This window comes from Oculatella sp. LEGE 06141 (assembly GCF_015207605.1).
Taxonomy (GTDB): domain Bacteria; phylum Cyanobacteriota; class Cyanobacteriia; order Elainellales; family Elainellaceae; genus Oculatella.
Genome location: NZ_JADEWO010000019.1, coordinates 71,220 through 90,717 on the forward strand (window position 1 = coordinate 71,220; position 19,498 = coordinate 90,717).

A 19,498-nucleotide genomic window follows, 5' to 3' on the forward strand; every position below is an offset into this window, starting at 1 on the left:
TCAATGCGCTAGAAACTGAGCCGAAACGGCCTGTTGAACAGGTTAACCAATCGGGCAAAGGGGCATTTCGAGGGGGTTTGGGCTGGTTCTGTTTGGTTTGGTTCTACCTGGATCGGCTCTATCTGGATCAGTTCTACAGTATTGCCCTGCTCCAGTTGCGCGTGGGCCAGTGCCAGGGCTTTGCGAGCATTCGTCAACTTCCGCTCATCTTTAATGGTGGTACTCAAGCGGTTGATGTAAGCTTCAAGATACTGAATCCGTACCTGGGGTTCATCTGTCAGGCGATCGAGAAACGGCAGATCCGATTCAGCCATAAAGCGAATCGCCAGCATGGGAATGGGACTGCGAAGCGGTCGGAAGTTTGGATTGTGTAGTCCTTCGCCTTCATTGCGCTCATGAAATTCTCCGAGCATCAGTCCTGATTCGACAAAGAAGGGTTTGAGTTTTTGTTGCACCCCATCAATGAGCTTGAAGGCGTCCTCGGCTGGAATATCTGGAAAAACCAGCATAATTGCTTTGTAGAAAGCCAGATCGCCCTGTTTTGGCTCCAGTTCAATAAACACATCTCGATAGCGTTTAACAATCTCTTCGATTTGCTGCTGCTCTAAATCTTTAGCACGAATGACTTCTAGCCGAATGGTGTTGAGCTGAAGGGCGCGAGGCACAAATGGGCAAACAGGGCCAGATCGCCCTAACTCAGGGTGAGGCTTTGCCAAAAAGTTCTTAACCCAATCCGTAATTTCGTTGAAGTACGGGAGATCGCGTTGAAGCTGATCAAGTTGAGCAGGTGCATAGAGCTGCATTGTTCTCACATCCTTGAAGAGAAGGTCGGTCTTCACAAAGAAACCTAACTGTTGCCGCTTGAAGCAGATGGTCAAGCTCATAGCACGTTAGGTTCTAGATACCAGGAGTTAATAATTGATGGCCAGCCGTTTAATGTTCCGTATGCTTACTGAACTGTATATTTGCTTATGGATTCAGCCATTGCCTACTCACTGGTAGCTTGAATTACAAAAACTTTATGCTGTTACGCAAAACGATGAAGTTAATGACCAAATAGAGCCAATCCCCTCTGTGTACTAAGACTGAGTGATTAAGCTCAAGTACATAAAGCGTTTTTCAACGTGTCTCGATGAACTTAGAGAGTAAAGCGTCACATCATCAGCCCAATTGCTCGGTGGAGCCTTTCACGGAAGCCGATCGCCAGCTCGTTCTAAATCAATGGAATGACACGCAGGCTCCTTACCCAAACGATGTATGTATTCATCAACTGTTCGAGGCTCAGGTCACGCAAACGCCTGATGCCGTAGCGGTGGTGTTTGGCAAGCAGCAATTCACCTATCGACAGTTAAACCAGCGTGCTAATCAACTGGCTCATTATTTGCGTGATCGGGGTGTTGGTTCTGATGTGTTGGTTGGTGTTTACATCGATCGCTCTCTCGACATGGTGGTTGGGCTGCTGGGCGTTCTTAAAGCTGGAGGGGCGTATGTTCCTTTAGACCCGGCTTATCCCGCCGATCGCGTGGCCTTTATCCTGCAAGATACTCAGGTACCCGTAATCCTGACGCAAGCGCAATTCACGGGTAGCCTCCCCGCTCATGAGGCGCAGGTTATTTATCTAGATTCCGATTGGCCGATCATTGCTCAGAGCAGCCAGGAGACTCCAGAGTGTGAGGCGATCGCCAGTAACTTAATGTATGCGATCTATACCTCCGGCTCGACCGGGCAGCCCAAGGGAGTGATGATCACTCATACCGGAATCTGTAACCAACTGCACTGGCGACAGACCACCTTTCCACTAACCGAGACAGACCGCGTTTTACAAACCATTTCCTTTAGTTTTGATCCATCCGTTTGGCAAATCTTCTGGCCGTTGTCGTTTGGGGCACAGCTAGTTTTGGCGCAACCCGGCGGCCATCAAGACAGCGCTTACCTGGTGGAAACGATCGCCCAGCAGCAGATCACCGTCATTGCCCTCGTTCCCGCCATGCTGCGCCTGCTTCTAGAAGAAAAAGGGCTGGATCATTGTCACTGTCTCAAGCATGTCTTTTGCGGCGGTGAAGCGCTGCCGCTTGACCTGCAAGAACGCTTCTTTGCCCGTCTGAACCTGGATCAGGTTTTGCACAATGTTTATGGGCCAACGGAAGCGTCGATTGATGCCACCTTTTGGACATGCCAGCGTGGCACCCATTTCCCCATTGCGCCCATTGGTCGCCCGATTGCGAATACTCAGGCGTATATCCTGGATCAGCAACTCCACCCTGTTCCCATTGGCGAACCCGGTGAACTGCATATTGGGGGTGCCGGACTGGCGCGGGGCTATCTCAACCGTCCCGAATTGACCCGTGAGAAGTTCATTCCTAACCCCTATAGCGATAGGGTGGGCGATCGCCTCTACAAAACGGGGGACCTGGTTCGTTATTTGCCCGATGGCACCATTGAATTTTTGGGTCGGATCGATCATCAAGTGAAAGTTCGCGGCTTTCGCATTGAGCTAGGAGAAATTGAGGCCGCATTGAGCCAATCGCCTGCTGTGGCTCAAACGGTAGTAATGGCTCGTGAGGATCATCCTGGCGATAAGCGTCTGGTGGCCTATGTTGTTCCCTCCCAGGAACACGCCCCCAGCGCTAACGAGCTGCGAAGCCTGTTGAAGGACAGCTTGCCCGACTACATGATACCTGCTGCTTTTGTGATGTTAGAGACGTTGCCGCTTAACAGCAACGGTAAGGTCGATCGCCGCGCCCTGCCCGCCCCAGAGCAAGAGCGCCTTGATTTGGACGACTTTGTTGCACCCCAAACCTCGCTGGAACGTGAGCTAACCCAGATTTGGGAACAGGTTTTGAGCATTCACCCTATTGGTGTGAAGGATAACTTTTTTGAGCTAGGCGGAAACTCGCTACTCGCGGTACGGCTGTTGGCGCAGGTTGACGAAAAATTCGGCAGAAAACTTCCCCTGAGTACTTTCTTTCAGGCATCGACGATTGAGCAGTTGAGCCGTATTCTGCAAGAGGACGAACAAAGCACTCCCTGGAAAGCACTGGTTGCCATTCAGCCCAATGGTACTAAACCGCCTCTATTTTGTGTCCATGCCAGAAATGGCAACGTTCTTAGCTACTACCATCTGGCACACTATTTGGGGAACGACCAGCCGGTTTATGGGCTACAACTGCAAGACCTGGAAGATGAACTGTTACCTTACCTTAGTGTCGAGGAAATGGCGGCTGGCTACCTGAAGGAGATCCAATCGCTGCAACCGTCTGGGCCTTATTTTCTGTGTGGATACTCGTTTGGTGGTTTAGTAGCCTATGAGATCGCCAGATATCTCCATGCTCAGGGGGAAACCGTAGCGCTATTGGCCTTGCTGGATACACACAACCGTCCCGCAGGTTGGTTTGAACCCCTGCCGTTGAGTGTTCGGGTCTCGCATCGTCTGAAGAAATGGTCGCGCCTTGAACTGAAAGATCAGGTTGCTTATGTGCAGCAGAAGTTGGTTCGCAAGTTATATGCCGATCACCTGCCCACACCGCCGTTACTAGCAGTGGATACGATCCGAGCAGTTTGCGATCGCGCAGTAAGGGCATACAGTCCTCGGAGCTATCCAGGTCACGCCGTTCTGTTTCGCGCCACCCAACAGCCTGACCATTCATTGCGAGCAGTCAGGATTGATTCTAAATTAGGCTGGGAAAAATTGATTGCTGGAGGGGTGGAAGTGCAAGACATAGCGTGCAACCATTTCGATATGCTGCGAGAGCCGTATGCCAGAGTGCTGGCAGAGAAACTGCGAGTTTGCCTGGATTTGGCACAGGCTCTCGCGTTGCGGAACAGCTCATCCACACTCTCATCCGTTCCCTTGTCCCCCTCGAAATGATGGCTACACCAAGGCATTCAAAGGCAATGGCTCATCATTCCCCATTCCTGCTCAGTTCTGCCAGGCAGGATGAGTGCACGATCGCCTGGAGGACATCACATCTGGCGAGATTCTATTTGTTTTTGTAATCCTGCGGTGCGAGCTTTAGTCATGCGTTCCAGGCAGGCATTCAGATAAGCCGGGTGGCCTGTGCCGCCGACCGACAAACGCGTTTCAAACTCACAGTTTGCATCTCGATAGCGAATCCAGGCGCGTTGGGCGCGGGTCAATTTTTGGGTGGCCGATGCACCTAACTTGGTACGAAACTCTTGATAGACCGCGTTTAGAGCCTTGTCTGCTGTTTGATACAGTTGCTCGGCACAGTAGTTAATTTCGGGCGTACTCTGAGCATTCTGGCAATTGACCTGAGGCGCACTGCTTTGTGCTTGCGACACCCGAACGGTGCCAGCGCTGGCGATCGCCGCTACTACTAGCAGAGAAGCCGTCTGCTTCAATACGTTCATCTTCATAGGGGTGACTCTAGCTGTTGCTGCAATTCGGCAGTGCGGTTTCGGGTCATCTCTTCTAAACAGCCATAGCGAATGGTTGGCTGAATTGAGCCGCCTTCAAACTGGCTGCTTTCGAGTTCGCAGTTGCTATCTCTAAACTCAATCCAGGCTTCTTCTGCTTCGATCAGTTGCTCTTGCTCTTGCGAATTCAAGCTATTTTTCAACTGTTGATAGACTCGATTGAGCTGGCGATCGGCGGCTTCGTAACCGGCCTGGGCACAAATGTTGATTTCAACTTGCGTTTGCGGGTTGTCGCACTCTGCTGCCACAGGAGCGCTATCTGAAGGGGGCGATGGTAGCTGGGCAGAGTCGGGTGGCTCTGGAGTTGGGGTTGGGGTCGGGGTTGCGGCATCGGGAACAGGTTGTGTTGGAACTGACGGAGAACTGGTTACAGGCGGCTGGGTGGGGTTGGAAGCGCGATTGAAACATCCAGACGTAAGCGCTACCAATGCCGCTGCTACCAATGTCGTCAGAGATCTAGCAGTCGTCATTATTGCCTCTAAGGTTGCGCCTTCAGGCGCAGAGTAAGCGGGAGAACCGAATAGTGCCCCCATATTCAGGATCTTAGAGCGATTAGTTCAGCAATTCCCAATTTGCTATGTATCCTTTCAAACTGACACATTGATTTAAGGAAATGGGCGCGATCGCTCACGGTTACAGTCTGCCTGGGAGAGCCACATCATCGATCGACACAAAGGAATAGTGGCAGCTTCAAGCAGCTAAACGGTGCGACAATGCAGCCATTGATGCTGCTATTGACGCTGCCATTGACGCTGCCAGTCGATCGCGCAGTTGCCCTGGGCGTGCCTTACATAGACAGACGCTGACCCATCATTTTCCGGCAAGCTCTCCTCCCGGCCAGGCGAGTGGCTTGTTATCCTGAAGGAAATCCCTTCGCCTGAACTGCCAAACCATGACTCAGCAACCCCGAATCTGTATTCTTGGTGGAGGCTTTGGTGGTCTCTATACAGCTCTGCGCCTGAACCAGTTGCCCTGGAACAAATCTGAAAAGCCGGAGATTGTTTTAGTCGATCAGCGCGATCGCTTCCTCTTCTCACCGTTGCTTTATGAACTGCTGACGGGCGAGCTACAAACCTGGGAAATTGCGCCGCCATTTGCTGAACTGCTCGCCAATACCTCAATTCGCTTTTATCAGGACACAGTTACTGGAATTGACACCGACGCTAAACGAGTCCAGCTTCAAGACGCACCTGAGCTAACCTATGACCGTTTGGTGGTGGCAATGGGTGGGGAAACGCCGCTCGATATGGCTCCCGGTGCGGCAGAGTATGCTATTCCGTTTCGCACCATTGCCGATGCGTATCGGGTAGAAGAACGGCTGCGCCTGCTGGAGGAAACCAGCACCGAGAAAATTCGGGTGGTGATTGTGGGTGCCGGATATAGCGGTGTAGAACTCGCCTGCAAACTGGCCGATCGGTTGGGGGAACGGGGACGGTTGCGCCTGGTGGAGCTAACCGACCAAATTCTACGCACGTCGTCTGAGTTTAACCGCGAAACGGCAGAAAAAGCGCTGAGAGATCGCGGTGTCTGGCTGGATCTGGAAACTAAGGTGGAGGCGATCGCTGCCGACTCCATTTCGCTGGAATATCGAGGCAAGCTAGACACCATTCCCACCGATCTGGTGCTGTGGACGGTGGGAACCAACGTGCCTGAGGTGGTGCAAAATCTGCCGCTCAAGCACAATCAGCGAGGCCAGTTGGTGGTAACACCAACGCTGCAGGCGATCGATCATCCTGATATTTTTGCCTTGGGCGACATGGCCGAGAGCTACGACGCAGAGGGCAAGCGCGTTCCGGCAACGGCACAAGCGGCCTTTCAACAGGCAGAGTACACGGGCTGGAATGTCTGGGCATCCCTATCTGGGCGACCGCTCCTACCCTTCCGCTATGAGAATTTGGGCGAAATGATGACCCTGGGAGCAGAAGAGGCTACCTTCAGTGGGCTGGGGCTAAAACTGGATGGGCAAATGGCCTATTTGGCTCGTCGGTTAGCGTATCTCTATCGGATGCCGACACTGGATCACCAGCTAAAAGTTGGGCTAAACTGGATCGCTCAGCCGATCCGAGAGTGGCTTGCACCTTAGATGAACCGTCCTCAAGTGATATTTTTGGATGCCGTTGGTACGCTGTTTGGGGTAAGGGGCAGCGTGGGGGAGGTCTACACAGACATTACTCGCCAGTTTGGTGTTGCGGCTGATGCCGAACGGTTGAATCAGGCGTTTTTCCAGAGCTTCAAAGCTGCTTCGCCAATGGCCTTTCCGAGTGCGATCGCAAGCGATATTCCTGCCAAAGAATATGCCTGGTGGGAAGCGATCGCCATCGAAACTTTTCGGCGAGCCGATCTGCTAGCGCAATTTACCGATTTTTCTGCTTTTTTTGCAGTGCTTTACGATCACTTTGCCACCGCTGCGCCCTGGTTTGTCTATCCAGACACCCACCATACGCTGAGTCACTGGCGAAACCAGGGCATTGAATTGGGTGTGTTGTCCAACTTTGACTCTCGGCTGTACCCCGTGTTAAGTGCGCTGGGGCTGGCAGAGTATTTTAGTTCAGTGACCATTTCAACCGAAGTGGGAGCCGCCAAGCCCGATCGCCGCATGTTTGAAACCGCTCTTGCAAAGCACAACTGTCCTGCCAACGCGGCGTGGCATATTGGTGACAGCTTCAAAGAAGATTATCAAGGCGCTACAGCGGCTGGCTTACAGGCATTTTGGCTAAAACGCCAGGATTGATAGCTGGTTTAAACGGATTGGTGAGCCTGATGGAAAGGGCATTGGTGCCCTAAAAGCCCCAGGTGCGGCGAGATCCGACATCCAGGTGAACTACATTCGGCATGTTGCTGTAAATGCCAACCCCTCCCGGCCACCACGACATCACCGCATTGGCCACCCGTCTGCCGCTGTAGCCCGACACTTCCAGATCGGCAGCCCTGCCGTAGAGGTGCTGGCTCATGGATGCTCCCCCTACTGCTCGGTTGACCGCCGGGGGGCGATACCAGGAATTGACCCTAAACGGCCTGCCAATTTGGGTTCTGGCTCGTTGTAGCTGCCGTGCCAGCGCAATGATGTTGTTGACGATCGCGGTCGTCTCTGGGATACGTGTTCCGTTTTTCGTTGCTTCGCCCCAGGTAAAATTGCCGCCCGGAATGATCGGCTGATCGGTGTAGAACGTACTGCGATTTCCCGGCAGCCGAATGGCGCGTCCGCTAAAAGCCGGACTGGGTGAGGGGGAAGGAGAAGCACCAGGAGAGGGTGTAGGGCTGGGCGCTGCGGCAGGAACGGGATACACGACTTTGCCCGCCTGCTCAATTCGTGCATGTCCCTGGTAGACGTACCAGGTACTGAGATATTGGACGTAATCCCGCTCGTACTTAATGGCGAATTTGATATGTCCGTTAAAGCTACCGCTAGCGTCGGCATAGGCATAGGATTGCAGCGCTAGCGTGGTGCCCTGTTGTACGGTGTACAGCTCGTCAGCCGCCAGACTGGATGCCTGCACAGGACGACGTTTAAAGACCGTCGTTTGGGTGACACGCAAAACAGGCGCGTTTGGATCTTCGGGCGGATAAATCACTTCGCCATCAAACTCGACAAAGGCATGTTGGTCGTAGACATACCAGGTATTGAGTCCCCGAATGAAATCCGCCTGGTCTCTTAAGGCAAATTTGATGTGGCTGCTAAAGTCTCCCTGGGCATCGGAATAGGCATAGGACTGAAGATTGAAACTCCTTGCCCGTGCTACTTGCTGAAGCTCATCCTGTGGCAGTTGGGTCGATTGCAGTGGACGGCGCTTGAATACCGTATCTCTCGTAATTCTGAGAATGGGGGATGTTGCCTGATCTTCCTGGGGATAAACGACGGTACCGTCAAACTCAACCTGGGCGTGCAATCCATACACGAACCAGGTATTGAAGCCTTGCAGTGACGTATTTGACAAGGCCACTCGGATGTGGCCGTTGAAGGCTGCGCCGTTGGGGTCGGTATAGGCATACGAATGAATTTCATAGGTTGTGCCAGCCGGAACCGAATACACTTCCTGAGCTGTGAGCTGTGAGGACTGTTCAGGACGGAGCTTAAATACGGTATTCTGTGTGACTCTTAATATCCGCTGGACCATGAAGCGTGCCTCTTCAACGTGACTAGCCTAATCAGCAGGTACATTATGCAACAGGACGCTGTTTTTAGAACGGATTGTGTCATAAATTCGGCTTTTTTCACCCATTTGGTCAGTTTTGGCTGGAGGGCGTTTGTAATGACTGAGGTTTAAGCCGCTCTCTCTAGAGTCGCAGGTCTGCTCTAACGATTTGCATTACATTACAAATGATGTCGTTATGTGAGTCAATGTGTTGCTGCCAATGAACAGTGCTGACCTCGATTCTGAAACGATCGATCGCGTCATTGAAATGGCATGGGAAGACCGCACTCCGTTTGAGGCGATCGCGCTTCAGTTTGGTTTACTGGAAAAAGAAGTGATTGCGCTGATGCGGCGCGAAATGAAGCCTTCCAGCTTTAGAATGTGGCGCAAACGAGTTTCTGGTCGCCAGACCAAGCATTTGCAAAAGCGTGAGTTTGTAGCGGGTCGGTTTAAGTCGCAGAACCAGAAGACCTAGTAGTTTGATAATGGTTTAGTGCCATTCAACGGCGTTCTGCTGAAGCTGCTGTGCTCCTCGGCTGCACCTCTGCTCCAGACCGTGCGATCGCTTTTATTATGCTGCGTCTTGCATCCACGCTAAACAGCGCTGCATTTGTTGCTGCATTGTGGCGCGATCGGCGTGATAGCGGCGACCGTGCCCCGGCAACACCCACTCAAAGGAATAGGCTGCCAGTGTGTGCATGGAGCGAACCAGCTCCGGCCAGGAATACCAGCAGACGCGGCGAAACGCAATCAGATGATTCAATTCATCCGACCAGGCGAGATGGTCTCCGGTAAACAGAAAGCGGTTGTTGTAGAGCAAAACGGTGTGCCCCTTGGTGTGACCGGGCACCGGGATAATTTGCAGGTCGGGTGCGATTTGTACTGGGTCTGTCCCAGACAGTTGAATTTCGACACTTTGAGTGCTGCGATCGATCTCATCCTGGTGAAGAATGCGATCGCAACCAAAGTGATCGTGAAACTTTTGATGATCGGCCACATCATCACGATGGGTGAGATACAAATAGCGAATGCCGCCCATCCCTTCTAGCCGCTTGACCAGTGGCGGTGCAAATCGAGGTGAATCTACCAATACATTGCCTTCAGGCCGCTGAATTACATAACTGGCTGCACCGTAGGAATTCTCGGCATGATAGCCACAATGATAAACAGTGTCAGCAATGTTAATCGGGAAGGTGTGATGAACCTGTTTAATATCTCTGGGTTTCTCGACGGTGCCAATGGAAGCCGTTGGACAGGCTAACAGAGCTTGCATGGCTCGCAATCGCTCTGCTTCATTGGCAGGCTGATGATATACGATCGACTGACTTTCTTTTCGGCTGAAGACTTCCGGTGTCATCCAACGGCACGTATCGCAATCAATGCATGTGCGATCGACATAAAAATCGCCACTCACGTTTTGAGGACGACGCTGACTAAGCTGAGCCATCGTTCTACCTCCTGAAGGGGTATCTCCAGGCTACTCTGTCAGTTTCAAAATTGTGTTGGTAAATAGTTTTGACCCTGGAATTGCTGGTTGAAGTTTGCAGTACCCCAGTGCCCTAGTACTCTTAGTGCCTTTGGTGCCAGGTAACGAATTCTTGAAAGGGTTGATTTTGTGTAGAGATAAGTCGTGAAACTAAACTTACATAAATCCTCAAGACTAGCTTGTGCTACAGTCTACAAGTCTTCGCGCGAGAAAAGAGAACAACCTACCATACTCTCCAACCCCCTACGAAAAGAGAACAACCCTCCAATACTCTCAAACCCACTCCAATCCCCACCACCCCACCGACTAGGAAATTCTCCTACGGAAGAATTTTGAAAGTTGTATGTCAGCGAGTTGGAGTCCCTCCACCGCTCCTCCTTGCGCCACCCGACGCGATCGCCAAATGTTTCCCAATCGTCATTGTATTCCATTGGGCTATTACATTCTTGCCAAATTCGCTTCTGTACACTAAAGCCCCATTTACCGTTGCTATATTGCACCCAGAGCTGATCTAAGGTTCGCAAATCTTCACAGGGAAAGTTTTCTAGATCGGCGCGATCGAACCATTGCCCATCCCGCTTGCCGACGGTGGTAATCATCAGTCGATAGGTTTCCTGGTCGGCTTCCCGCCAGCTTGCACTCGCCAGGTAGTTCAGCAGTTTAGCGTACCTGGGGTGAATGGCTTTACGAAGCACATAGAACTGCCCATTCTCCGAGAGGGTTGCTGTTTGATGGTGGCTAGAATCCGGCACGCCATAAACGTACAGCATGTTGTCTGTGTGCAAACTGGTTTGGGTTGGCAACCAGGCACAGAACCAGTTGCGATCATCCTCAGGAATCCCGGTTACAGGTAAATCTAGTTGCTCTGGCAAAATCGTTTGAGGCTGTGCGGTGGAGTGAAACTGTCCGGCGTTTTGTGCTTCCAAAAACCGCTGGTATTCACCCCAAGTAATTGGGTTGGAGGTGATTTCAGTCTGGTCATCCAGGCGAATCATCTGCTGAAACCGCTGTTCTAGAGTGATTTTTGCGACGGTTGCTCCAGAAACATTGGCTCCGGTAAACTGCGTTGTGGTCAGCAATTCATCCAATTTCTGACATAATTCAGGCTGCTTGATCTGGCTCTTTTCCTCCTTCACAATTTGGCGCGATAACAGCAAGGATTGTTGCCGCTTTTCTCCCTCCGGCATAGCAATGACGGCTTGCACCAGCCAATCTGCCCCTTCTAGCGCAGCATAAAAGCTAAAGATTTCCCTCCAATCTTCCACATCTTTCCAGTCATCGCTCTGTAATCGTGCGTCCAACCGTGACCGCAATCCCTGCTCCTTGATTTCTACAGCGGTTAAATACTCCTGAAACGTCTTGTGGGTAAATTGGTACAGATTGCTATCACCGCCCGTGAGTAGACCTGCAACTTGTTCAATCTCTTTCAGAAATTGCTGCGGGGTACAATCCCTGTCACTACAGTGCTCTGCCAGGCGCGCTTTGATCCACTCTGTGCCCTGTTGGCGGGTAAACTGGGTTTCTCCTCGCTCCGTCAAGTTCAAGGCCAGGGCTTGCAAAACGGTTTGATTTTGCGCCGCTTCTTTCAGTCTCAGATGGGTGTCGCGGCGGTTGGGTCGGTCTTCCAGCAATAGCCCAAACATCTTGCGATATAAGTTTACCCGTCGCTCTGGCAAGGCATCAAAAGCTTTGTGTACGGCGGCAATGATAGTGAGCAGGAGGGGATTCACCGCAAGCTGATTATTAATTGCCGAATGACCAACAACTTGCCGATACAAATCGTCTGCCGCTCGTTGCGCCTCGTCGTTACTTTGCGCCCTGGCCTGCTCTTCAGAAAGACGCTGCGCTTCAGTCTGCTGGCTATTCCTGTACAGAATCTCCCACTTTTGACACCACAGGACAACGCGATACCACTTTTCTAAAAAAGTTCGCTTCTGGTCGTTGGTAAAATCGAGAATGCCTAATTGCCGCACACCAATGCCTTGAAATAGCGAGGCATCATACCCATGCGGGCGAGAGGTCAGAATAAAAACGCTGTTATATTCCTGCATTTGGCGCTTTGTCCAGCGGCTCAAGGTTTCCCGTCGCGCTTCTGGCACCTCATCCAGGCCATCTAGCATTACGAGACACTTCCCGGCTTTGAGTTGCTGCTTCATCCAGGGCACCGTGACTGGCAACTCGCTGCAATTGGGTAAGCCTTTAATCACCTGCACAACCAAATCGTCCAGGGTGGGCTGGGTGGTGCTCTGAACTACTCCATGAATATCGCGAAACCGCAGCAACACGGGCAACCGTTTGGCAGCACCCTTTTCTTCGTAGGTAGGGCAACTATAGCTCAGTGCCAGATAGCGAGTCAGGGTTGTTTTGCCATAGCCCGGATCAGCGACGATCGCCAATCGATATTGCGATGATGAGTGCTCGTCTGAACCAGATTTAGGCAGAAATTGCCAGATGGTTGTGTCAATGTTGATCTGTCCATAAACATGGCCGCGATCGGTATTCAGCCGCAGTGGAATGAATACATCTTTCAATGCCAGGGGTGGCAAATGGCCTCGAAATCCTTCCACCTCCAAAGCATGGCAATAGGCTTGTAACGCTTCCAGGTATTTGCGTTCAGAGGCCGATAAGCTGCTCCACCACTTTTGGACGGTATTCTCACCACCTGAGGCAACGGCATCACCCACATAGCCAGCGCCCTGCCGCAGTTTTTTCGAAACTGGCTCGATAATGGCAAATGCGATCGGAGCAGCCCCTCCACCAATCAAGCCTCCCAGCGCTAATTTGGGCAAATCGCTTGTATTCAACAATGTGATAAAGGCACTAAAGCCACCACCTGCTACAGCCTGAAAGATGATTTCAGACAGCTTCACGTTCCACTGAGGTTTTTCGTCTTTCGCTTCAGACGGTTTAGCTAACTCGTTTGGCATAGGGGCTGATCAGCGAGTAACTGTCTTTATTGTTAACCTCAAAAACCAGTATCTGAACTATTGATATTGTTAGTAATACAGTATTGCAAACCGACCAGAGCTATCCCGATCTAATTGACTGAAAAACGTTCTGGAAGGCTGATTGCTTCGTTGCCAACCTGCCCGGAACTAAAGTTTGGGCTAATAGAGGAAGTCCACTGAACTGGACTGAACTTCTGATGGCATCTTTGGCGGGCTTGAGCGATGAGCCGAGACATTGATTCCTGGCGGTGCAACTTGGTGTTCAAGCGGTTTGTCAGTTAACTAGCTATCCCGATGCAATGGCGATCGCCCACAACCAAACCCTATGCGAACCGTTGCTGCTGGTTGACGGTGCATTTACCCATCGGCGCTTGGTTGGAACTGCCGATATCGGGCATTGCTTGAAAACCGCTGCGATCGCTTTAATTGAAGCTCAAAATGGTTGGGTTTAACGGTTTGCCGTTGCCGATCGCCGTGGCACCCGTTCCGCTTCATAATGGGTCATTAGCCTAATGTTGTTTCATCAATCCGTAACCAGCGAGCAGTTGTATGCCAAAACCTCGATCGCCCCATTGGTTTATACTTGCTGCTGCAAACTCGCTTTGGCACCAGTTTCGGCAAGATTGTCGAGCGATCCCCAGCATTGCCTGGAAACGATGGGGCGCAACGCTCATCCTTGGATTTATTGCGACCGACCTGCTGGCCGTTCTGGTTACCCGTATCGCGCAGTTTTGGCACGATCGCGGCTTACAAACCTGGGATGAACAAACGCTTCTGTGGATCGCAGCCCAGGCTCCGCTTTCGTTTGCCCAGGGAATTACATGGGAGTCTCCCGGAAATTTAATCAGCATGTTGCCCGTGGTCATTACAGTGGTGGCGATCGCGGTCTGGCGTTCCTATCCCCTGGTGGCGGTGACAATGGCCACCGCTTACGTGCTGCAATTTGGCTTTGCCTGGACAGGATGGCTGTTGTGGAATCGCGATCGCCCCGAGCTGATTGCCGATGGCATTGCGGCACCAGGGTTACATTCCTTTCCGTCGGGTCATGCGTTGGTGGTGTGTACGGTGTATGGCTTCATCGCCTATTTATGGTGGCGCTCGGCGCATCACCCCATCGAGAAAGGAATCGCGATCGCCCTGTTTGTCATTTGGATCGGACTCATCAGCCTGGCTCGTCTCGTGTTGGGGGCACATTGGCCTAGCGATATTGGGGCAGGATTGAGTCTGGGGATTGCGTGGCTCATCACCATTATGGTGGCCTTAAATCGGGCAGAAGTCGCCAATCGCCATTTCTCCAGACACTAAATCTGGGTTGAAATGTAGGTCGGATGTCTCCATTCGTGTTGCGCTCAAATTCTCACGTCATCTTCATGAAAACCATTGTTTATAGACCTGCACTACCTGCCGATTATTCTGATATTTTGACGCTGCACCAGGCCAATTTGGTCTCGAATGTGCCCGACGAGCAGCGGCATGACGGCTTTCTATCCGTTGATATGAATGCCGAGCAGCTTGCCGCCATGCATGAAGACCTGGCGATGATTGTTGCTGTAGATGATGCCTCGGTGGTGGGTTATTTGGGCGCAACTACGATCGCCTACAATCGACAGATTCCGTTGCTCAACCATATGATTAGCCTCTACCAAGACACCCCGTTTCAGGGGCGATCGCTGAATGAGTACCATTCTTTTTTGTATGGGCCAGTTTGCGTGGCTACGGGGTATCGTGGCTCCGGCGTGTTGCAAGGGTTGTTTTATGAATTGCTGTTTCAGGTGAAAGGACAGTACGAGGTGGGCGTTGCCTTTGTCGCTAAAGCCAACTCGCGATCGCTCTACGCCCATACCCAAAAACTAAACATGGAAGCGCTGCGGGAGTTTGAGTTTAACGGCAACCACTATCTCATGCTGGCCTTTCCCGTGCTGGGAGGATGGCTTTGAAGGAACCTACGTCCAACGCGGATGCTTCGACATACAGCACGGGACTTATCGCTCCCAAAACTCCTCATTCGTTAACAAGGCCGATGAGCGCAGCTTGATCAGCAACGGATCAGACCCATGCCCCCGTTCGTCCCCTTCGTCCACCCCATTTCTACCTGGTAGGCAAACCCTACTTTTGCGTCAGAAGGCTATCGTTGAAGGATATGAATACGCAGAACCAACAGGTTACGTTTCGATCACGCCTTTTCGGTCTTCGGCAATCGCTTTCTATCTTTCAATACTGTGGCCGCGCCATTAATCTGGTCTGGACGACCGATCGCCTCCTCACAGTCATACTCGCCAGCCTGACGATCGTTGTGGGTTTGCTGCCTGCCGCCATTGCTTATCTGGGTAAGCTGATTGTGGATGGGGTGGTTGTGGCAGCGCAGTCTGGAGCGATCAGCGATCGCTGGACAGCATTGGGCTACTTGGGGTTAGAGGCGATCGCCGTTGCAGTGCAGGCCGGGGCGCAACAGGGAATTTCGCTTTGCCAATCGCTGCTGCGGGTACTGCTAGCGCAAAAGGTTAATGTTCTCATTCTAGAAAAAGCGCTGACGCTGGATCTGCCTCACTTTGAAGACTCCGAGTTTTACGACAAAATGACCCGAGCGCGGCGCGAAGCGTCGATGCGTCCGCTCAATTTGGTAACTCGCACCTTTGGCCTGGGACGCGATCTGCTGTCGCTGGTCACGTACAGCGGTTTGCTGCTGCAATTTTCGCTGTGGGCGGTTTTAATTTTGGTGGTGGCTGCCGTGCCAGCCTTTGTGGCAGAAACCCGATTTGCCGGAGAAGCCTTCCGCATCTTCCGCTGGCGCGCTCCCGAAACGCGAGAGCAAACCTACTTAGAAACGCTGGTGGCTCGTGAAGACTTTGCCAAAGAGGTCAAACTCTACCAGTTGGGGCCAACCTTGCTCGATCGGTACCGCACCATCTTCGATCGCCTCTATACCGAAGACCGCGACCTCACCGTGCGTCGTAGCTTCTGGACGTACTTTCTCAGTTTAATCAGCACGGCTGCTTTCTATGCCGCCTATATCTGGATTGTGCTGGAGGCGATCGCCGGACGTATTTCCCTGGGTGACCTGACAATGTATCTGGTGGTCTTTCGTCAGGGGCAAACCACCTTTGCATCCTTGCTCAGTTCCGTTGGCGGCATGTACGAAGACAGCCTGTATTTGTCTAACCTGTACGAATTTCTGGAGCAAGAGATTCCTACACCGGGCGGAAACGCTCGCTATGGCCCTGTTCCCGGAGATGGTATCCGGTTTGAGAATGTGTCGTTTGGCTATCCTGGGAACCCTAAACCCGCCCTTCGCAACGTCTCGTTTCATTTGCGACCGGGCGATAAACTTGCCATTGTGGGTGAAAACGGTTCTGGTAAAACCACGCTGATCAAACTATTAACCCGCCTCTATACGCCCACCGCTGGCCGTGTCTTGCTAGATGGACTGAACCTGCAAGAGTGGGACATTAACGTATTGCAAGAGCGAATTGGCGTAATTTTTCAAGACTTTGTGCGTTATCAATTTACCGTTGGCGAAAATGTCGGCGTTGGCGACGTTAACCATCTGCGAGACGAAACCCGCTGGCTCGCTGCGGTTGAAAAGGGAAATGCGCGATCGTTCATAGAAGATATGCCCGAACAGTTTCACACCCAGTTAGGGAAATGGTTTAGAGGCGGACGCGAACTCTCTGGTGGCCAGTGGCAGAAGATTGCCCTTTCTCGCGCCTTTATGCGAACCAAGGCCGATATTTTGGTGCTAGATGAACCCACCTCGGCTATGGATGCCGAAGCAGAAGTGCAGGTGTTCGATCATTTTCGCCGCGTTACCCAAAACCAGATGGCGATCTTGATCTCTCATCGATTTTCGACCGTCCGCATGGCTGACCAAATTATGGTTCTGGTGGAGGGTGAAGTCATTGAGAAAGGCACCCACGAAGAATTGGTAGCTGCCGGAAAGCGATATGCCCGGTTGTTTTCTCTTCAGGCGGCTGGGTACCAGTAATATTCCGGAGTAATACTAAGTGTCCCGTTACTGAAATCTTCTGAGTACGGAGAGCGGGGTACCGGGTTCCTTGATACTGAAGCGGCCTTCATGCCGCAAAAACAGGGTGACAGCGGATGGACTTTGTTTGATAGTTCATCTTGATAGTTCATCCGCTGTTCGTCAATCTGTTAGCACCCAATGCTGCAATTCGGATAAAAATAGAGTTGCCGTCAGGAGTTACGCAGTTGCCTGTAAACGTTTATTCCGCCGCAGGGTATTGTCATCGCAAAACCGTACCAACGGTATGAACTACGTAAGTTCTGGCTGTTACCCGCCGAAGCTGAAGTCACCGATCGTCAGGTGCCCGTCGAAGGCATAGAAGGTGACTCGATGGATTTCATCGGCACGTAAGCTTAGCTCCACGTTTGGAGCAATACGAGAATCTGAGCCGGCCAGGTTGGCACCGTCTGTTACGACCTGTCCCAATGGGCGATTGTTGGCATCAAACGCAGCCATGACGGTGCGTCGAGAACTGGTGACTAACCCACTGACAAACCGCACTGGCGACGAAAATGTTGCTTCTACCCAACCGCTTTTAGGCGATCCCATCAGCACGGTAGTGCCAGAGTAGGATGGATAAGCGGGATTAGAAGGGCGCAGAGCGATCGCGTTAGCAAACGTCACTCCAGCCTGTTGAAATTGGCGATCGACCACCTCGAAACACTTTAGTAACTCTAAATCTAGCCGAACACAAGCAGGTAAGCGGGGCAGTAAATCTGGCCCAGGTACCTCAAATTTTTGGAATACCGATCGATCAGGGGTAGTTGCATCCACGAAATCAACCAACCGTTCCGATTGATTGACAACCGACATCCCTCGGTCAGACCGAGACCCAAATGATTTTTTCATAGACTTCCCCGTAGCATGCTGCCGCTAGGCTGAATTGGTAAATTGAACACTGCTTAATGAGCAGCGGGATTCCAGTTTCTCAGCCTCACACCTAAATCTTCAGTCAGCTCGATTCTTCAAGACTCGACTGACACTCCTATCGTTGGAGACTCCGCTAGTAGCTCAAAATGCTTGTCTCTCAGGGAATCAAACTACAAAGGCGCTACAGATTCGTTGCACAAAGCTAACATTGGGTTGAACCTGTCTCGACTTGTATCCTAAATTCACCTAATCTGCACCCCGAAGATTTTGTCGCTACCAGAATTATTACTGATTTATGCTGAATAAACCGTTTCCAGAAACACGAATGTGATACACCCAAACTGATTCAAAAGCTTATAAGTAGTGAATTTCACACAACACTGTACCAGGGATCGAGGGATCTCCAATACTCAATCTTTAGCCTGCGCGTAATATACTTCATTATTTCTTTACGGTCTAGCCATGTTTCAACCTCCTGGTTTTCGCCAGCATTCTATCAGTACCTCTCTTGGTCAAATGGTGTTCTACGTTCCAGAAGCTGAACCCTGGGCTAAAGAGGTGACCACGAAGCCCAGGCTGGTCTTTTTGCATGGCTTTGGTGGAGGTTCATCCGCCTATGAATGGTCAAAGGTTTATCCAGCCTTTGTGGCTGACTACAGTGTCATTGCGCCCGATCTACTGGGTTGGGGACGCTCAGATCATCTCGATCGCCCCTACCGCATTGATGACTACCTGACGACCATGACGGAGTTTTTGGAGAAAACCTGTGAAGAACCCGTTGCGGTCGTGGCCTCATCGTTAACGGCAGCCTTTGTGATTCGCATGGCGATCGTACGTCCTGAGCTGTTCAAATCGCTGATTCTGGTTGCCCCAGCGGGGTTATCCGACTTTGGAGAAGACTACACCCGCAGCTTTTTCGCTCAGCTTGTGAGTACTCCCATCCTCGATCGCATCCTCTACAGCACGGCACTGGCCACTAGCGGCGGCATTCGCAACTTCCTGGAACAGCGTCAGTTTGCCCATCCCAACCGGGTGTATGCCGAAATCGTTGAAGCGTATCTTGCCTCTGCCCAGCAGCCCAATGCTGAGGCCAGTGCCTTATCGTTTGTGCGGGGCGACTTAAGTTTTGACCTGGCACTCTATCTGGGGCAACTCACGATCCCAACGGTGTTTCTTTGGGGGAAAGCGTCTCAATTCACCACGGCTGAACTGGGTACACGGCTGGCTGCTCTAAATCCGGATGCGATCAAGGGGCTAGAAATTTTAGAGGATGTTGGCCTTACGCCTCAGTTAGAGCTTCCTGCTGTCACCGTAGGGCTGATCCGAAAATGGCTGAAACGGCTAACTCCAGACATCCCATCTTGATCGAAGATTGATCGATACACGATCGCGTCACTCTACAGAAAACGGTTGCTTTACCTGTCACCCAGAGTTGAGTCACTCGATAGGTGTGACCTATTCTCCACTATGATTAGAAACTGTTTGCTGAACGGATGGGATAGCCTGGACACAGCGGATCATCTGTATAGTTAGGAGGACTGGTTAGCAGGATGAACGCTCTACGGTGTCACTCCGTCTGAGACTACGATCGAGGTTCTCA

17 protein-coding genes are annotated in these 19,498 nt (G+C 51.7%); 10 read left to right on the forward strand and 7 right to left on the reverse strand.

Annotated features, from left to right (window positions below; all coding sequences use genetic code 11):
• Nucleotides 1-8 precede the first annotated feature (8 nt).
• Nucleotides 9-884, reverse strand: a complete 876-nt coding sequence (locus IQ268_RS14875; RefSeq protein WP_193880274.1) for a DUF6875 domain-containing protein — start codon at nucleotides 882-884, stop codon at nucleotides 9-11.
• 248 nt (nucleotides 885-1,132) lie between these two features.
• Here IQ268_RS14875 and IQ268_RS14880 point away from each other — a divergent pair, with 248 nt between their 5' ends.
• Nucleotides 1,133-3,868: an amino acid adenylation domain-containing protein gene (locus IQ268_RS14880; protein ID WP_228035379.1), complete on the forward strand. Its 2,736-nt coding sequence runs from the start codon at nucleotides 1,133-1,135 to the stop codon at nucleotides 3,866-3,868.
• Between the two features lie 95 nt (nucleotides 3,869-3,963).
• Here IQ268_RS14880 and IQ268_RS14885 read toward each other — a convergent pair whose 3' ends face one another.
• Both IQ268_RS14885 and IQ268_RS14890 read right to left on the reverse strand, forming a co-directional pair.
• Nucleotides 3,964-4,377 (reverse strand): lysozyme inhibitor LprI family protein, encoded by a 414-nt coding sequence (locus IQ268_RS14885; protein WP_193880277.1) that lies wholly within the window; start codon nucleotides 4,375-4,377, stop codon nucleotides 3,964-3,966.
• The gene (locus tag IQ268_RS14890) at nucleotides 4,374-4,685 is read right to left on the reverse strand and encodes a lysozyme inhibitor LprI family protein (protein ID WP_193880280.1); all 312 of its coding nucleotides are present in this window, start codon (nucleotides 4,683-4,685) and stop codon (nucleotides 4,374-4,376) included. Before IQ268_RS14890 ends, IQ268_RS14885 begins: the two co-directional genes overlap by 4 nt.
• On the opposite strand from IQ268_RS14890, the gene IQ268_RS14895 reads away from it, so the two are divergent.
• From IQ268_RS14895 to IQ268_RS14905, 3 genes are all read left to right on the forward strand, one after another.
• Nucleotides 4,666-4,944 carry a hypothetical protein gene (locus tag IQ268_RS14895; protein WP_193880283.1) on the forward strand — a complete coding sequence of 93 codons (279 nt, stop codon included), beginning with the start codon at nucleotides 4,666-4,668 and terminating at the stop codon, nucleotides 4,942-4,944. The two genes, IQ268_RS14890 and IQ268_RS14895, sit on opposite strands and share 20 nt — an antisense overlap.
• Nucleotides 4,945-5,329: 385 nt before the next feature.
• Nucleotides 5,330-6,520: an NAD(P)/FAD-dependent oxidoreductase gene (locus IQ268_RS14900; RefSeq protein WP_193880286.1), complete on the forward strand. Its 1,191-nt coding sequence runs from the start codon at nucleotides 5,330-5,332 to the stop codon at nucleotides 6,518-6,520.
• The gene (locus IQ268_RS14905; protein WP_193880289.1) at nucleotides 6,521-7,168 is read left to right on the forward strand and encodes an HAD family hydrolase; all 648 of its coding nucleotides are present in this window, start codon (nucleotides 6,521-6,523) and stop codon (nucleotides 7,166-7,168) included. It abuts the gene before it with no gap.
• 49 nt (nucleotides 7,169-7,217) lie between these two features.
• On the opposite strand, the gene IQ268_RS14910 is transcribed toward IQ268_RS14905, so the two are convergent.
• On the reverse strand, nucleotides 7,218-8,552 hold the full coding sequence (locus IQ268_RS14910; RefSeq protein WP_193880292.1) for a D-Ala-D-Ala carboxypeptidase family metallohydrolase: 1,335 nt from the start codon (nucleotides 8,550-8,552) through the stop codon (nucleotides 7,218-7,220).
• A 238-nt stretch (nucleotides 8,553-8,790) separates the two neighbouring features.
• Here IQ268_RS14910 and IQ268_RS14915 point away from each other — a divergent pair, with 238 nt between their 5' ends.
• Complete coding sequence (locus IQ268_RS14915; RefSeq protein ID WP_193880295.1) at nucleotides 8,791-9,045, forward strand: TIGR03643 family protein; 255 nt, start codon at nucleotides 8,791-8,793, stop codon at nucleotides 9,043-9,045.
• 96 nt (nucleotides 9,046-9,141) lie between these two features.
• Here the strand turns inward: IQ268_RS14915 and IQ268_RS14920 are convergent, their stop codons facing one another.
• Both IQ268_RS14920 and IQ268_RS14925 read right to left on the reverse strand, forming a co-directional pair.
• The gene (locus IQ268_RS14920; RefSeq protein ID WP_193880298.1) at nucleotides 9,142-10,017 is read right to left on the reverse strand and encodes an MBL fold metallo-hydrolase; all 876 of its coding nucleotides are present in this window, start codon (nucleotides 10,015-10,017) and stop codon (nucleotides 9,142-9,144) included.
• A gap of 230 nt (nucleotides 10,018-10,247) precedes the next feature.
• Nucleotides 10,248-12,983, reverse strand: coding sequence for a GUN4 domain-containing protein (locus IQ268_RS14925; RefSeq protein WP_193880302.1), 2,736 nt, complete (start codon nucleotides 12,981-12,983; stop codon nucleotides 10,248-10,250).
• A gap of 269 nt (nucleotides 12,984-13,252) precedes the next feature.
• On the opposite strand from IQ268_RS14925, the gene IQ268_RS14930 reads away from it, so the two are divergent.
• The 4 genes from IQ268_RS14930 to IQ268_RS14945 all read left to right on the forward strand — a co-directional run bounded on the left by IQ268_RS14930 (nucleotide 13,253) and on the right by IQ268_RS14945 (nucleotide 16,986).
• Nucleotides 13,253-13,456: a hypothetical protein gene (locus IQ268_RS14930; RefSeq protein ID WP_193880305.1), complete on the forward strand. Its 204-nt coding sequence runs from the start codon at nucleotides 13,253-13,255 to the stop codon at nucleotides 13,454-13,456.
• Nucleotides 13,457-13,553: 97 nt separating this feature from the next.
• Nucleotides 13,554-14,309, forward strand: a complete 756-nt coding sequence (locus tag IQ268_RS14935) for a phosphatase PAP2 family protein (RefSeq protein WP_228035381.1) — start codon at nucleotides 13,554-13,556, stop codon at nucleotides 14,307-14,309.
• A 65-nt stretch (nucleotides 14,310-14,374) separates the two neighbouring features.
• Nucleotides 14,375-14,941 (forward strand): hypothetical protein, encoded by a 567-nt coding sequence (locus tag IQ268_RS14940; RefSeq protein ID WP_193880308.1) that lies wholly within the window; start codon nucleotides 14,375-14,377, stop codon nucleotides 14,939-14,941.
• Between the two features lie 203 nt (nucleotides 14,942-15,144).
• Complete coding sequence (locus IQ268_RS14945; protein WP_193880311.1) at nucleotides 15,145-16,986, forward strand: ABC transporter ATP-binding protein; 1,842 nt, start codon at nucleotides 15,145-15,147, stop codon at nucleotides 16,984-16,986.
• A 309-nt stretch (nucleotides 16,987-17,295) separates the two neighbouring features.
• Here the strand turns inward: IQ268_RS14945 and IQ268_RS14950 are convergent, their stop codons facing one another.
• Nucleotides 17,296-17,877: a hypothetical protein gene (locus IQ268_RS14950; protein WP_193880313.1), complete on the reverse strand. Its 582-nt coding sequence runs from the start codon at nucleotides 17,875-17,877 to the stop codon at nucleotides 17,296-17,298.
• Between the two features lie 483 nt (nucleotides 17,878-18,360).
• Between IQ268_RS14950 and IQ268_RS14955 the strand changes: the two genes are divergently transcribed.
• Nucleotides 18,361-19,263 carry an alpha/beta fold hydrolase gene (locus IQ268_RS14955; RefSeq protein ID WP_193880315.1) on the forward strand — a complete coding sequence of 301 codons (903 nt, stop codon included), beginning with the start codon at nucleotides 18,361-18,363 and terminating at the stop codon, nucleotides 19,261-19,263.
• Nucleotides 19,264-19,498 lie beyond the last annotated feature (235 nt).